This window comes from Dysgonomonas sp. ZJ279 (genome assembly GCF_011039205.1).
GTDB lineage: Bacteria > Bacteroidota > Bacteroidia > Bacteroidales > Dysgonomonadaceae > Dysgonomonas.
In genome coordinates this window covers 203575-218148 of record NZ_JAAKEL010000006.1, presented here as the reverse complement: position 1 = coordinate 218148, position 14574 = coordinate 203575, and the positions used below count along the sequence as shown (strand labels likewise).

The following is a 14574-nucleotide window of genomic DNA, read 5'->3' as shown; positions in this document are numbered from 1 at the left end:
TGCACTATTTGAAATATCGAATCCTCTTTTTTATTACAAAAAGGGATCTATCAAAATTAGTTTTAAACCATAAAAGACGTAAAGTATGAAACAAGAGGGACGGCTTCTAAGTCGGAAATCTATCGGATCAAATGCCGGCAGATTTGTTTTGCGTATGAATCTTCTATTCATGGCGCTATTTGTTTGTACACTGGTGAGTGCACAAACTGCAAAAAGTTCAGTGTCGGGTATAGTTACAGATGCTTCAGGGGTAACACTTCCGGGGGTAACTGTAGCTGTGAAAGGCACATCTGTTGGTACAATTTCGGATTATGATGGTAATTATAGTCTTGATTTGTCTAAGGCTACAACTCCAAATCCTGTTTTAGTTTTTAGCTATATCGGCTACTTGGCACAAGAAGTAACAGTAAATGGGAAAACAGAAATTAATGTTGTGCTTGCTGAGGATGCTCAAAAACTCGACGAAGTTGTTATCACAGCGTTAGGAATTAAACGACAAAGAAGGTCGTTGGGATATTCTACCGCCAATGTGTCGGGAGATCAATTTACCGAATCTCGTGATGCGAATTTAGGTAATGCATTGAGTGGTAAAATAGCAGGGGTAAGTGTTGCAAACAATTCGACAGGATTGGGTGGAAGTAGCCGTGTTATAATAAGAGGTAATGCATCATTGACCGGTAACAATCAACCATTGTATGTGGTTGATGGAGTTCCTTTTGATAACTCCAATCAAGGTAATGCCGGACAGTGGGGTGGAATGGATATGGGAGACGGTTTGTCTAATATCAATGCCGATGATATTGAAGATATTCAGGTTTTGAAAGGAGCTGCTGCTTCCGCCTTGTACGGATATCGTGGTGGAAATGGTGTTATCTTGATTACCACTAAATCTGGGAAATCAGATCAGGGTTTGGGAATCGAATTTAATAACAATCTCACTTTTAATAATATCTACGATTATCGCGATTTCCAAAACGTTTATGGACAAGGTACTCAAGGAGGAAAACCCCAAACGCAACAAGCAGCATACGAAACATACAGTTCGAGCTGGGGATCGAAAATGGATGGTAGTACTGCTGTAAACCGATTAGGTGATAATTATGCATATTCCGGTGTTGATAACTGGAAGAATTTTTATCGCACAGGAATAAGCAACCAAACTTCGGTTGCAGTAAGTGGAAGTGATAAAAAAGTAAATTATCGTTTCGGTTTATCAAATACTTTTGATCAATCTATATTGCCGAATGCAAGCGCAAATCAGCAGGGAATAAATATGAATACCACTTATAAAATTACACCAAAACTACAATTAATGGCTAATGCCAATTATGTGTTTGAGCATGTTAGTGGTAGATCAAATCTTTCGGATGGTAATGGTAACGTAAATGCAACACTTCTGTATCTTGCAAATTCTTACGATGTCAGATGGCTGAAAGCTGGCATTGATGGAGATGGAAATGAACTGCAACCGGGAAATAATGTTTATTTTAATAATCCTTATTTCTTGCAGTATCATAAATCTAACGAAAGTGATAAAAACAGACTTACAGGAGGGCTTACACTACGCTACGACGTTACAGATTGGTTGTATGCACAGGGGCAAGTAACTCGTGATGGTTATATATTGACTTTCAAGCAAGTGCAGCCAAATGGCGCTGCTGCTGATCCTAATGGCTATATCAACGAATACGAAAAAAACTATTCTGAAATAAACCTTAATTACCTTATCGGTTTTAATAAAAAAATAAGCGATTTCTCTCTTGCTGCAACAGTCGGAGGAAACAGGCAACGAAATATAGCTAAAACTTATGGAACAGATGGCGGTATAAGACCTTTCCTTATTGGTGGATTTTATTCTACAAGTAATGTCGCTGCTGCAACACGTACATTTAGAAAAATATATAGTGAATATCAGGTAAATTCGGTATACGGAACAGCCGATTTTTCTTATAAAGACTGGTTATATCTGAATCTTACAGGGCGTAACGACTGGTTCTCGACATTGAATCCTGACAGTAACAGCTATTTCTATCCATCTGTAAGTGTAAGTTATATGTTTAGCGATTGTTTTACAATGCCGAGCTGGCTTTCGTCGGGTAAATTGAGGGCATCTTATGCTTCGGCATCAAATGGAACCATTCCATATCAAACAGCACTGGCTTATACTACCGCAAACTTTGCAGTTCAAGAGCAATCGATGGGTACAGTAAAGAATAGTGTTGTTCCTAATGCATATCTGAAACCTGTTCGTATCGCCGAATGGGAGGCCGGTACAAACATACAGCTTTTCAATAACCGTTTGGGTTTTGACTTTGCCGTGTATAAGAAAACTACAACTGACGATATAGCGCAGGTAACGACCAGTAGCGCATCGGGTTATACGTCCGCAATACAAAATGTGGGAGAAATTCGTAATACAGGTATTGAACTTTTGCTTTATGGTGTTCCTGTTAAGACTAAAGACTTTATCTGGAATACGTCGTTAAATCTGGCAAATAACAGAAGTAAAGTTATTTTTCTTGGAGGGGCTGAATATTTAAGTATCGATGGTGCAACATCTAATGGTGGTGGTGCTACTATACGCAATATTGTCGGCAAATCATACGGACAGATTGTCGGTTATAAATATAAAGTAGATGGTCAAGGTAATCGGGTATTCAACTCTGAAGGATTACCTATCAGAACCGATCAACTCGAAGATCTTGGAAATGGAGTATTCAAATTAACAGGAGGTTTTAGAAATGATTTTACGTATAAAAACATCATGTTAGCATTTTTAATAGACTTCAAATTCGGTGCTAAGCTATACTCAGGAACTAACTATAATTTATATAGTACAGGACTTCATAAAAATACACTGGAAGGTCGTGATGGCGGTATTATAGGAAAGGGCGTAAATGAAAGTGGCGCTGCTAATACGGTAAGTGTTGATGCACAAACATACTGGAGGCATATAACTAACCAATCGATTACAGAAGAGTTTGTATATGATGCGAGTTTTGTTAAATTGAGAGAATTCTCTTTAGGATATCAGTTCCCTTCTTCATTCTTAGCTAAAACTCCAATAAGATCGCTTGGAATATCATTGGTAGGTCGTAATCTGTGGACAATAATTAAGCATACTCCTAATATTGATCCTGAATCTGCTTATAATAATACGAACGGACAAGGTCTGGAATTAAACGGTTATCCTGCAACACGCAATATCGGTTTCAATTTAAATGTCAAATTCTAATAAAGAAAAAATATGAAGAAGAAATTATTATATATAATGGCAGCTCTCGGATTGATGACATCCGTTTCGGGTTGCAGCGATTTCGGAGATACGAATATAGATCCCGAAGCTATTAGTTCCAAAGTAATGGATTACAAGCTGGTATTTACCAATGTTCAGCAATATTGTTACGGAACAGAATACGAGGCATGGCGTAACGGACTGATTTATACCAGTACTATGATACAGCATACAGCTTCTACTCAAAGTTATTGGAATGGCGATAAATACACTTATAGTGCAGGATATAATTCGGCATATTGGGACAGAATGTACCCTAATGCTATAAGGGATCTTGTGGATCTGATGCAAAACTGGAAAGGCAACGAGAAATATTATGCAGAATATCAGATGGCACGTATCCTGAGAGTATTATTATTTCATCGTATGACCGATTTGTATGGCGACTGCCCTTATACAGAGGCTGGTCTTGGCTATTATGAAACAAACGGTTATCCGAAATATGATACCCAGCAATATATCTACACTGATATGCTTAAGGAACTACAAGAAGCTGCTACAAATCTGCAAGGAGCTACGTCTAGTATCGGAGCAGCCGATATAATTTATGGTGGAGATATTGCCAAATGGGAAAAGTTTTCGTACTCGTTAATGTTACGTCTGGCTATGCGTCTGTCGAAAGTTGATCCTGAGACAGCTAAGACATGGGTCAATACTGCTGTGGCAGGTGGACTATTTCAGAGTAATGACGATAATGCTTTGATAAAACATCCGGGTGCTTCTACGTCTAATAATAGTTGTGAGCCTTTTGGTAAAATATATTGCCACGAAGATCCGGGTGCTTACCGTATGAGTGAGTCTTTTGTAAATTTGCTGAAAAACACAAAAGATCCTAGACTAACATATCTTTGTACAGTGGTTCCCGACCCATCTAAAAAAATAGGTAGTGGTGACTGGCAAATGGGCGATACTACCGCTGTTAGTCAAATAGGGATGCCTAACGGCTATGATGAAACTACCACAGGGGCAACTTTTATAGAGAATTACCCTCTTTATCCGGGTGATATGAACAAGTACTCTGTTGTTAACCGATATACTTATGCCAGAATAGATGCTCCTACTTTTTTAGTAACGTATGCCGAAAATCAACTTTTGTTGGCAGAAGCTGCTTATAGACAATGGATCAGCGGGTCTGCTCAAAGCTATTATCAAAATGGTGTGATAGCTGCTATGGAACAATTCAAACAATTCGATATTCAGGGTATTAAGGACAGTGATGTACAAGCATATCTGGCTAATAATGCTTATGACCCAAGTAAAGCGTTAGAGCAAATTAATACTCAGTATTATATTAATACATTCTCTGACGAATATGAGTCTTTTGCAAACTGGAGGAGGTCTGGTTATCCTGTATTGAAACCTGTGGTATATATAGGAAACGCTACTAATGGAACAATACCTCGTCGTTTTACTTATCCGGAAGGCGAAGCTTCCGCCAATTCAGCGCACTATTTAGAAGCCGTGAGAAATCTATCTGATGGAGACAAAATGGTATCGAGAGTCTGGTGGGATAAATAAGAACTAATCTATATACAAAACCGGCTCTGCAAAATAATATTTGTTAGCCGGTTTTTTCTTTAATACCATTTATAATACCTTGTGAAAAACCTTTAGATATGAAACATTTTTTGTTAGTAATGGGGATGGTAATGCTGGCTATGTCCTCACTCATGAGTCAGAATAAATCGGCTCTTCCATATAAAAACCCAAAATTGTCTATCAACGAAAGGGTTGAGGATTTATTAAGCAGAATGACTGTCGAAGAGAAGTTCTGGCAACTCTATATGATGCCGGGAGATTTGAGTATGGGAAAGGATAAACTCAAATACGGTGTTTTCGGGCTTCAGGTATATACATATAGCAATAGCGACGAGCAAACACAACAAATACTTAAATATGGGCCGGGATTAACTGCTAAAGCAACAGCGGAACATATAAATGAAATACAGAAATTTTTCATAGAAGAAACCCGTTTAGGGATTCCTATGATTCCTTTCGACGAGGCGTTGCACGGATTGGTAAGGCAAGGTGCAACTATTTTCCCTCAGTCTATCGGGTTATCTGCTACTTTTGATACTACATTGGTGAGACAGGTTGCTACTGCTATTGCAAATGAATGTAAATCGCGTGGAATCAGACAAATTTTATCTCCGGTAGTCAATCTTGCTACCGACCCACGCTGGGGAAGGGTAGAGGAGACTTATGGCGAAGATCCCTTTTTGTCTGCCCGTATGGGAGTAACATTTGTGAGTAGTTTCGAACAGATGGGAGTAATTACTTCTCCCAAGCATTTTGTCGCAAATCATGGTGATGGCGGACGTGATAGTTACCCTGTTCACTATTCTGACCGATATATGGAAGAAACATATTATGTACCTTTCAAAGCTTGTTTTCTTGAAGGTAAATCGAAGTCTGTAATGACGGCTTATAATACATTCGATGGTTCCCCATGTTCAGCAAATTCGACATTATTAAAGGATAAATTACAGAAAGAGTGGGGATTCGATGGGTTCTCTATTTCTGATGCTAATGCTGTCGATATCATGTATTACTTACATCATACTGTGCCCGATTTAGTTCAGGCAGGAGCTGCGGCATTCAATAATGGGCTGAATGTTATATTTCAGGTAAAGTACGAAACGCATGAGCCTTATCTTGAGGCTTGCAAAAAAGGATATGTGAATCAAGAGGATTTGGACGATTCGGTGAGAAGAGTTCTTCGGGAGAAGTTCCGTTTGGGATTATTCGAAAATCCGTATGTTGATCCCGAAGATGCTGCAAAATGGAATGGGTCGCAACAGCATCGCGATTTGAATTTGCTTGCAGCACAAAAATCGATCGTTTTACTAAAGAATGAAGAGAATGCATTACCATTATCTAAAAAATATAAACGTATTGCTGTTATAGGACAAGATGCCGATCAGGCACGCTTGGGTGGATATAGTGGTCCCGGCATTGATAAGGTAAGCATACTAAAAGCTTTAAAAGATAAAGTTGGTAACAATATAGAAATACTCTATGCAGAAGGATGTAAGAGAATGAGTCCTTCGCTTGTAACTATTCCGGGGAAGTACTTGTTGTCGGGGCAATCTTCAGGGCTTAAAGGCGAATATTTCGATAATATAACTTGGATGGGAGAACCTAAAATGACACGTTATGATAGTAGAGTGCAATTTGGATGGACGCTTTTTTCTCCTGATCCCGACCTGTTTGCATTCGACTGGTACTCGGCGCAATGGACGGGTAAATTGATTTCGCCTGTATCCGGCACTTATCAGATAGGAGTTGAGGGCAATGATGGTTACTCGCTGTCGATTAATGGTGAGAAAGTAATAGATCGTCCGTTGAAAACCTCTTATACTACATCAACTGTACCATTTGTTTTTGAGAAAGGAAAATCTTATGATATTGAGCTTAAGTTTTATGAGAACACGCGTAATGGGCGCGTTCGTCTCGTGTGGAATGCAGAGGTGGAAAATGAGGATAGCAAAATATTAGATGCTGTAAACACAGCCAAAAAAAGTGATGCCGCAATTGTTGTAGTGGGTATAGAAGAGGCCGAGTTCAGAGATCGTGCTTCGCTTAAGCTTCCCGGCAGGCAAGAAGAACTTATTAATCGGATTGCTGCAACAGGTGTTCCTGTAACTGTAGTTATTGTTGGAGGAAATGCAGTCACAATGGATGCCTGGATTAACAACGTTTCATCGATTGTCGATGTTTGGTATCCGGGTGATGTGGGCGGTGTGGCAGTTGCTGATGTGTTATTCGGAGATTATAATCCGGGAGGGAAGTTACCTATAACCTTTCCTTTATCGGAAGGTCAGCTTACTTTAAACTATAACCATAAACCTACCGGACGCGGAGATGATTATCTCGACTTGAGCGGTGAGCCATTATTCCCTTTTGGGCATGGATTGAGTTATACGACGTTTGGTTATTCCGATCTGCAATTTTCATCATCTATAATAAAAGCCGATGAAAATATAATAGTCTCATGTAAGATAAAAAATACGGGTAAGGTGCAGGGGGAAGAAGTTGTGCAACTTTACTTGCATGATCTGCTTGCTGATGTAAGCCGCCCTGTTAATGAGCTAAAAGGATTTCAGCGTATATCTCTTGTGCCGGGTGAAGAGAAATCTGTAAAATTTACGCTTACTCCTGATGTTTTGTCTCATCTGAATGTGAATATGGAAAGAATAGTAGAGCCGGGTGATTTCAGAATTATGGTAGGAAGTTCTTCTAAAGATATTAGACTAAAAGGTATATTTACAGTCAAAAAGTGACTGATATGAAAAAGATAAGTTTATTTTTATCTATATCATAAGTTTATACAATTTGGCTTATACTTTGCAAACAGGGCATTAATTGATCCTTTAGTCATTACCCGATTGTAGAATAAAAAGAGGCAAATAGAAAATCTATTTGCCTGTTTTATATACTGCAGATTGCTCCTCGTATGATAAGGAGGTTGATGTTTTTACTATTATAGTCAATACGTTTTAAATTATACGCCCTCTTGCCATGTTTGCATCCAATTTAGATACTCTTCTTTGTGCTGATTTTCATTTAATTGAGAGATGCAGAGATAAAATAAAAGCTGACTTCCATTTCTGAAAGTCAGTCTTATCTTGTGATCCCACTTGGAATACTATTTTATCTCGTAATAGGTATGATAATCTGTCTTTTGATTTTTTAAAAGCTGGTCCGTAACGAATTTGTAACGATTAAAAGGATACCTTTTTGTCTTGTCAGACCACTATCTACCTAACTTTTATGTCCGGATGTAGTGAAAATTTCTGGTATATTGTCAAAATACATGAGTTTATTTGTATTCTTCTTTAACATTACTTCCAAGAGGTCATATATTATGTCTTTATTACTGGTTCTTTAAATCCGAAAAATCAAGATGATCAGTAAAAGCTGGTCTAACTTTTTCTACAATTAGCGTATTTTCGATCGTAAATTCAGATTTTAAAACGATATCTTGACTAGATTTTCCAATCAAAACTTTATATGTGCCTGCATCTGCTATCCACTGACTTTTTTCGGTGTGAAATGAAGCAATTTCTTTAGCCCCTATTGATAATTGCACGATCTCTGATTCACCTGGCTGTAATAGCTTCGTTTTGCCGAAATCAACTAGCACTTTAACTGGTTTATCTATAGTTCCTTTGGGAGCTTCTACGTATAATTGAACTACTTCTTTTCCTGGGAGTTTTCCTGTATTAGTAATCTTCACGCTAACCTTTATTTCATCTTTAAACTCTTGCTTGTTTAATTTCAAGTCACTGTAATCAAAAGAAGTATAGGATAGCCCAAATCCAAATGGATAGGAAGTTTCAATATTAAAGCTATCATAATAGCGGTATCCTACATAGATTCCTTCTGTATATCGTATATCCCGATAATCTGAATCTGCACTTGCAAAGAAACTTTTTGCAGAAGGTACATCGGCATAAGACTTAGGAAAAGTAGCTGTAGTTTTTGCCGAAGGGTTTACTTTACCACTTACAATGTCTGCCAGAGCATTGCCTCCTTCAGCCCCTGGAAACCAAGTTACTAAAATAGCATCTGCCTTATCGGCCCATGATGTATTCATAACACTCCCAACATTTAAGACAACAATAACTTTTTTATTTTGTTTCTTATACGCCCTTGAAATACGATTTAATAATAATTCCTCTTCTAGGGTTAAGTTATATTCGCTATCAATATTTAAGTCTTGCTCTTCTGCCGAATTACGTCCAAAAGTTAGGATTGCCACATCTGTATTAGCAACAGCATCAGTTAATTCTTCATCTGTAATGTCTAATTGTGATATTACACCCAAAGGAGCCAATGCATTAAGCTTAGCTCTGCGTTCTATATCTTTTTTCTCTTCATCTTGTACGTATGGAACATATTTTTCAAGCAGAGGTTTGTATAGGCTAAAGTTAGCATTTTGTAAGCCTTCATATATTGGTACTTTATAAGCTGTTGCAACTTCGCTACTTCCTGTACCTCCTACAACCAAATGATAAGATCCTACACCAAATGTAGCAATACGTGTGTTTGAAGCTAAGGGAAGAGTCATTGAGTTTTTAAGCATCACTGTACCCTCTGCTGCAATTTGGCGAGATAAATCTGCATGAGCTTCCAAATTGGGAGAATCACTATAATTATATTTTAGAGGAGTTGGAGATTTAGAAACCAAACGCAATACGTTTCGCACTGCAAAGTCTAAGTCTTTTTTTGACAGTCTCCCTGATTTTAAATCTTCTAATGCAGCCTCTAATTGAATCTTAGAGCCTGGCATGATTAAGTCATTTCCTGATCGAATTTGAGCGGACACATCGTTAGATTGATTGCCAGCACGAATAACCTCTACACTAGGAAAGCCTGAATACCAGTCTGTCATAACAAGTCCTTTGAAACCCCATTCTTCACGGAGAATTTGATAATTTAAATCTCGTCTTTCACTTGTATATGTGTTATTCAGTTTGTTATAGGAAGTCATAATAGTCCATGGCTGAGATCCTTTAACAGCTATCTCAAAAGGTCTTAAATAGAGCTCTCGCAATGTGCGTTCACTAACTAACGAATTGCTAAATAAACGATTATGCTCGGCATTATTGGCCGCATAATGTTTTAGAGATGTGCCAAGACCAAGTTCTTGAACTGCGTTGATCAAGTTCATTGCCATAACACCTGATAATACAGGGTCTTCGGAAAAATATTCGAAATTTCGTCCGCCTAGAGGATTACGTTGGATATTTACACCAGGAGCTAATAATACGTCTATTCCATATTCTTTAGCCTCTGTTCCTAAAGCTTTACCTATTTTTTGAGCAAGCTCTTTACTCCATGTCGATCCTAAAACCGTTTCTGATGGAAAAGCAGTAGCATAAAAAGTCTTCGTAGTTCCTTCGCGTGTAGGATTGATGCGAATGCCAGAAGGACCATCACAAACAATAATGTCTGGAATTCCTAAACGTTGTACATCATGGGTTTGCCCTCCCGCTCCAGGCACTCTTCCATCAATTACTCCCAGATTTCCAACATTGTCCATCCCTCTGCCAATAACTAAAGAAATCTTTTCCTGATCGGTTAACTTCTTTAGTAGCTGATCTATCTCAGCATCAGTATATAAAGGAGCTTGTTTAGAAGATTGAGTCTGTTCTTTTTTCTGTGCGATAGACTCCTGTGCACAGCATAATAGCAAGAATATAAATAAATAGCTTAAATTTTTCATGTCTTTAAATATCTTTTTTTAATCAATATGTAATTAGCAACAGCCACTTAGTATTGAAACAAAATAAATAACTAATAGTTTAGAGCTTGTTTTTTATCAGCTGTAAAAATAATCCAAACGCTTACTTTTTTACCTTCTTTTACAACCTTGTTTTTAATTACTTCTAGAATCTAGGTTAGCACAATACAGTAATGCGAACCATAATCGGTACAAGCCCGTTGCTGTTTGGTCGGTTCTCCCTTAAATAAAAAAGAGTTCTGAATGTTGATTTCATACTGATTCATTTACGTTTACAAAAATAATTCTTAATTTTTGTATCTGCGTAGACAAAACTGAACAAGTCAGGGACTTATATTAGAATTCGTTACCATTTTTGTCCTAACAAAACAGGTAACGAATAGGTAACGATTTTTCGGTTTAATTTGGCTTTTGGATCTCCTTAAGGTGTCCGCTAGTAAATGAAAAAACCTCCCTAAACTGCTGTTTAGAGAGGTTTTGCTTAACTTGTCCGAGAAATATCTTTCTCTTTTTGTGATCCCGCTGGGATTCGAACCCAGGACCCCATCATTAAAAGTGATGTGCTCTACCAGCTGAGCTACGGAATCTCCCTGTTGCTTTGTCAAAGCGAGTGCAAAGATAGAATGAAAAATTTAAAATCCAAACATTCTCACTAAAAAATTTATATTTTTATTTGCGTTCTCTCTTATAGCTACTGGTGTTTTATGTGGTTTTTGTGGATTAGTTATCTATTAAACAGGTATTTATATTAATGTTTTTTATTGGTGTTAATTATGCATTAAACTGATATTATTTTTTAGGATAAGCAGATTTTTACACTTATCTTTGTGTCCTTTCAAAGAATAAACGTTCTTAAATCAAGGAAAATTTCTATGACAGAGCCTTTAAAGCATGAATGTGGTATCGTAATGATACGTCTGCTTAAACCATTAGAGTATTATCAAAAAAAGTACGGAAGTTGGCAGTATGGGTTGAACAAACTATACCTGCTAATGGAGAAACAGCATAATCGCGGACAGGAAGGAGCAGGATTGGCTGTAGTTAAATTAGATTCACCTCCCGGGAGTGAGTTTATATTCAGAGAGCGAGCTACGGGCTCGAGTGCTATCTCCGAGATATTTGCAAATGTGTATCAAAACTTCGAAAAGGTACCGGCGGACAAACTTAATGATCCTGAATATGCAAGTTTAAATCTTCCTTTTGCCGGAGAATTGTTTTTGGGGCATCTCCGCTATAGTACTACAGGTAAAAGCGGATTGTCGTATGTGCATCCCTTCTTACGACGCAATAACTGGCGCTCACGTAATATTACACTAGCTGGGAACTTTAATATGACGAATGTAGATGAACTATTTCAAGATTTGCTTGAGGAAGGCCAGCATCCACGTAATTTTGCAGATACTTTTGTTTTGTTAGAATCGCTGGGTCATGGACTAGATAGAGAGGTTCAATTTCAATACGATAAGCTTAGTAAAGAAAAAGGATTGAAGGGTAATGCTCTGAATGATGCTATTGCTGAGAATCTGGATGTTCATTTTATGCTGAGCAAAGCAAGTGCACACTGGGATGGTGGATTCACAATTGGTGGATTGATTGGCTGTGGCGATGGGTTTGTATATCGTGACCCTTGGGGGATACGCCCTGCATTCTACTACCACGATGACGAAATTGTAGTTGTGGCTTCCGAGCGTCCTGTAATACAAACAGCTCTCAATAGAGATGTTGAAGATATTAAGGAACTGCAACCCGGACAGGCGATTATTATTAAAAAGAATGGAGCAATCCAATTTTCTCAAATACAAGAACCAAAGAAAAATATTGCACCATGTTCTTTCGAACGTATTTACTTCTCTCGAGGGTCAGATGCTGATATTTATAAAGAGCGTAAAGAACTGGGAAAACTTCTTTTACCTCAGATATTGAAAGCGATTGATTCGGATATTCGCAATACTGTATTCTCGTTTATTCCAAATACGGCAGAAGTGGCTTTCTTTGGTATGACAGAAGCATTCAATAAACACATGAATGATGTGAAGCTTCGTAAAATCACACAAAAAGGATCATCGATCAACGAAGAAGAGTTAGAGAGGATCCTATCTATGCGTGTTCGCACTGAGAAAGTGGTTATTAAAGATATAAAGCTAAGAACATTTATAGCTCAGGACAGTGGCCGTGATGACTTGGCGGCTCACGTTTATGATATTACTTACGATTCGGTAAAACCTTACGAAGATAATCTCGTTGTAATTGACGATAGTATTGTTCGTGGAACAACCTTGAAGCAGAGTATTATTAAGATGCTTGACAGGGCACACCCTAAAAAAATAATTGTTGTTTCTTCTTCTCCTCAGATCCGCTATCCCGATTGTTATGGTATAGATATGTCCCGAATGAGTGAATTTGCAGCATTTAGAGCAGCCATAGAGCTATTAAAGGAGCGCGGAATGGAATCGCTCGTTGATGATGTCTATAAGAAGTCTGTGGCGCAAAAGAATAAGCCGAAAGAGGAAATAATAAATTATGTAAAGGAAATATATGCTCCATTTACAGATGAAGATATATCCGTTAAAATGGCCGAAATGCTAACACCTCCGGGAACGAAGGCTGAGGTAGAGCTTGTTTTCCAAAGTATTGAAAACCTGCATAAGGCATGTCCTAAGAATAATGGTGATTGGTATTTCTCCGGAAACTATCCGACCCCTGGTGGTAATAGAATGGTTAATACAGCCTTTATCAATTATGTAGAAGGAATAGAACGACGATAAGTTCTGTTGTTTCCTAAAATAGAAAAGGATTGTCTGAATAGGCAATCCTTTTTTTTTATTTTGAAATAGGTCGGTTTAAACCTTTGTATTCAGGATCATAATTTTGTATCCACCATTTGTACATAAAAGTGGCTGTTGTACAATAAATAGCAGCCTGAATCCATAACGCAATATATTCGGGCCAGACGTCAATTAAGGTTGAGCCCATCGTATTTATTTTAACAAAACCATGTATGCCGGGAGTAGAAGGTATAATGTATGCTATCGCCTTTAAAGGAGCAGGTATGGCTGTCCATGGCCATGATATTCCCGATATGAAAACGAAAATAACACTTGTAAATACAAATAATAACATTGCAAATTCACGCTGAGAAGAAAAATAAGACAATGTCATTGAGAAGAAAGTGGCGGCTAATAAGAACGGCATCAGGAACACTGCTATGGTTATAGGATCGCCTATTTGTGGTAATTTAAATATATAAGGGATTATCCGTAACACCCATACGGCAATAAGCATATACAGCGAGCTATAACAAAATGCTTTTCCTATCGTTAATTTTAATGCGCCTACGTTCTTTCCGGCAGCAGTATGCGATGCTATTGTGAAGCGTTTTTTATCGTTATGCGTGCCTACTATTGTACTTATGCCCAAGATAAGAGTTTGCTGTAAAATAAGTATCAATATGGCCGGTATCAGGAAACTGGCGAATCCGTTTTGTATATTATAAAAAGGGATCCATTCGTTTTCTACGGGTTGCATAATTATATCATCTTCTTTGCGGCTTTCTCCACCGGTTTCGCTGACACGTATATTTGCGCCCATGTCAAGAGAAACCTCTGTTGCGCTTAGTAGCAAAGCCTTGTAAAAGAGCAGGCTGCTCATATCAGCAAATATATCTACCTGTGTTTGTTGCCCTGTATTTATCTTTTGGCTAAAATCGCTGGGAATGTAATAGATCCCGTAAGCCTCTTTTCGCCTCATAGCTTCTTTGGCTTCCTCCATATCAGTTGCATAGCCTATGATTTTAACATCGGCTGTTGCATCCACTTTGCGCTTAAATTCGCGTGAAAGGGCAGAGTTGGAATCATCGACAACTATTGCTTTTACATTATGTACGGTCTCATTGTTATAGATAAAACTATATAAAACAGGGTAGGCGAGAGGTACTATAAAGAATAGTAATATCACAGCAGGGTCTTTGAATACAACTTTTAGTTCATTCACCCATACATAATATATGTCAAGTAATAATTTCTTCATTTTG

Annotated in this window: 6 protein-coding genes, 1 tRNA gene and 1 pseudogene; 4 read left to right on the top strand and 4 right to left on the bottom strand. The window is 37.9% G+C overall.

Annotated elements, in window-relative coordinates; translation table 11 throughout:
• The first annotated feature begins 85 nt into the window (after window positions 1-85).
• The 3 genes from G7Y57_RS09970 (at window position 86) to G7Y57_RS09960 (ending at window position 7578) form a co-directional block, all read left to right on the top strand.
• The gene (locus G7Y57_RS09970; RefSeq protein WP_255491400.1) at window positions 86-3235 is read left to right on the top strand and encodes a SusC/RagA family TonB-linked outer membrane protein; all 3150 of its coding nucleotides are present in this window, start codon (window positions 86-88) and stop codon (window positions 3233-3235) included.
• Window positions 3236-3247: 12 nt separating this feature from the next.
• A complete protein-coding gene (locus tag G7Y57_RS09965; RefSeq protein ID WP_165023207.1) occupies window positions 3248-4813 on the top strand; it encodes a SusD/RagB family nutrient-binding outer membrane lipoprotein in 1566 nt (521 codons plus the stop codon).
• 98 nt (window positions 4814-4911) lie between these two features.
• Window positions 4912-7578, top strand: coding sequence for a glycoside hydrolase family 3 C-terminal domain-containing protein (locus G7Y57_RS09960; protein ID WP_165023204.1), 2667 nt, complete (start codon window positions 4912-4914; stop codon window positions 7576-7578).
• A gap of 593 nt (window positions 7579-8171) precedes the next feature.
• Here the strand turns inward: G7Y57_RS09960 and G7Y57_RS09955 are convergent.
• The 3 genes and pseudogenes from G7Y57_RS09955 to G7Y57_RS09950 all read right to left on the bottom strand — a co-directional run bounded on the left by G7Y57_RS09955 (window position 8172) and on the right by G7Y57_RS09950 (window position 11131).
• On the bottom strand, window positions 8172-10526 hold the full coding sequence (locus tag G7Y57_RS09955) for a glycoside hydrolase family 3 N-terminal domain-containing protein (protein ID WP_165023201.1): 2355 nt from the start codon (window positions 10524-10526) through the stop codon (window positions 8172-8174).
• Between the two features lie 184 nt (window positions 10527-10710).
• A pseudogene (locus tag G7Y57_RS18190) lies at window positions 10711-10800 on the bottom strand (Arm DNA-binding domain-containing protein); the annotation flags it as partial.
• 258 nt (window positions 10801-11058) lie between these two features.
• Window positions 11059-11131: transfer RNA gene (locus tag G7Y57_RS09950), tRNA-Lys, on the bottom strand.
• A 285-nt stretch (window positions 11132-11416) separates the two neighbouring features.
• Between G7Y57_RS09950 and G7Y57_RS09945 the strand changes: the two genes are divergently transcribed.
• Window positions 11417-13309: an amidophosphoribosyltransferase gene (locus G7Y57_RS09945; protein WP_165023198.1), complete on the top strand. Its 1893-nt coding sequence runs from the start codon at window positions 11417-11419 to the stop codon at window positions 13307-13309.
• Window positions 13310-13364: 55 nt separating this feature from the next.
• On the opposite strand, the gene G7Y57_RS09940 is transcribed toward G7Y57_RS09945, so the two are convergent.
• Complete coding sequence (locus G7Y57_RS09940) at window positions 13365-14570, bottom strand: ABC transporter permease (protein WP_165023195.1); 1206 nt, start codon at window positions 14568-14570, stop codon at window positions 13365-13367.
• Window positions 14571-14574: the final 4 nt, after the last annotated feature.

Bases quoted from the DNA above. Each gene is read 5' to 3' on its own strand.
- G7Y57_RS09970 (WP_255491400.1), top strand. From the start codon at position 86: ATGAAACAAGAGGGACGGCTTCTAAGTCGGAAATCTATCGGATCAAAT.
- G7Y57_RS09965 (WP_165023207.1), top strand. From the start codon at position 3,248: ATGAAGAAGAAATTATTATATATAATGGCAGCTCTCGGATTGATGACA.
- G7Y57_RS09960 (WP_165023204.1), top strand. From the start codon at position 4,912: ATGAAACATTTTTTGTTAGTAATGGGGATGGTAATGCTGGCTATGTCC.
- G7Y57_RS09955 (WP_165023201.1), bottom strand. From the start codon at position 10,526: ATGAAAAATTTAAGCTATTTATTTATATTCTTGCTATTATGCTGTGCA.
- G7Y57_RS09945 (WP_165023198.1), top strand. From the start codon at position 11,417: ATGACAGAGCCTTTAAAGCATGAATGTGGTATCGTAATGATACGTCTG.
- G7Y57_RS09940 (WP_165023195.1), bottom strand. From the start codon at position 14,570: ATGAAGAAATTATTACTTGACATATATTATGTATGGGTGAATGAACTA.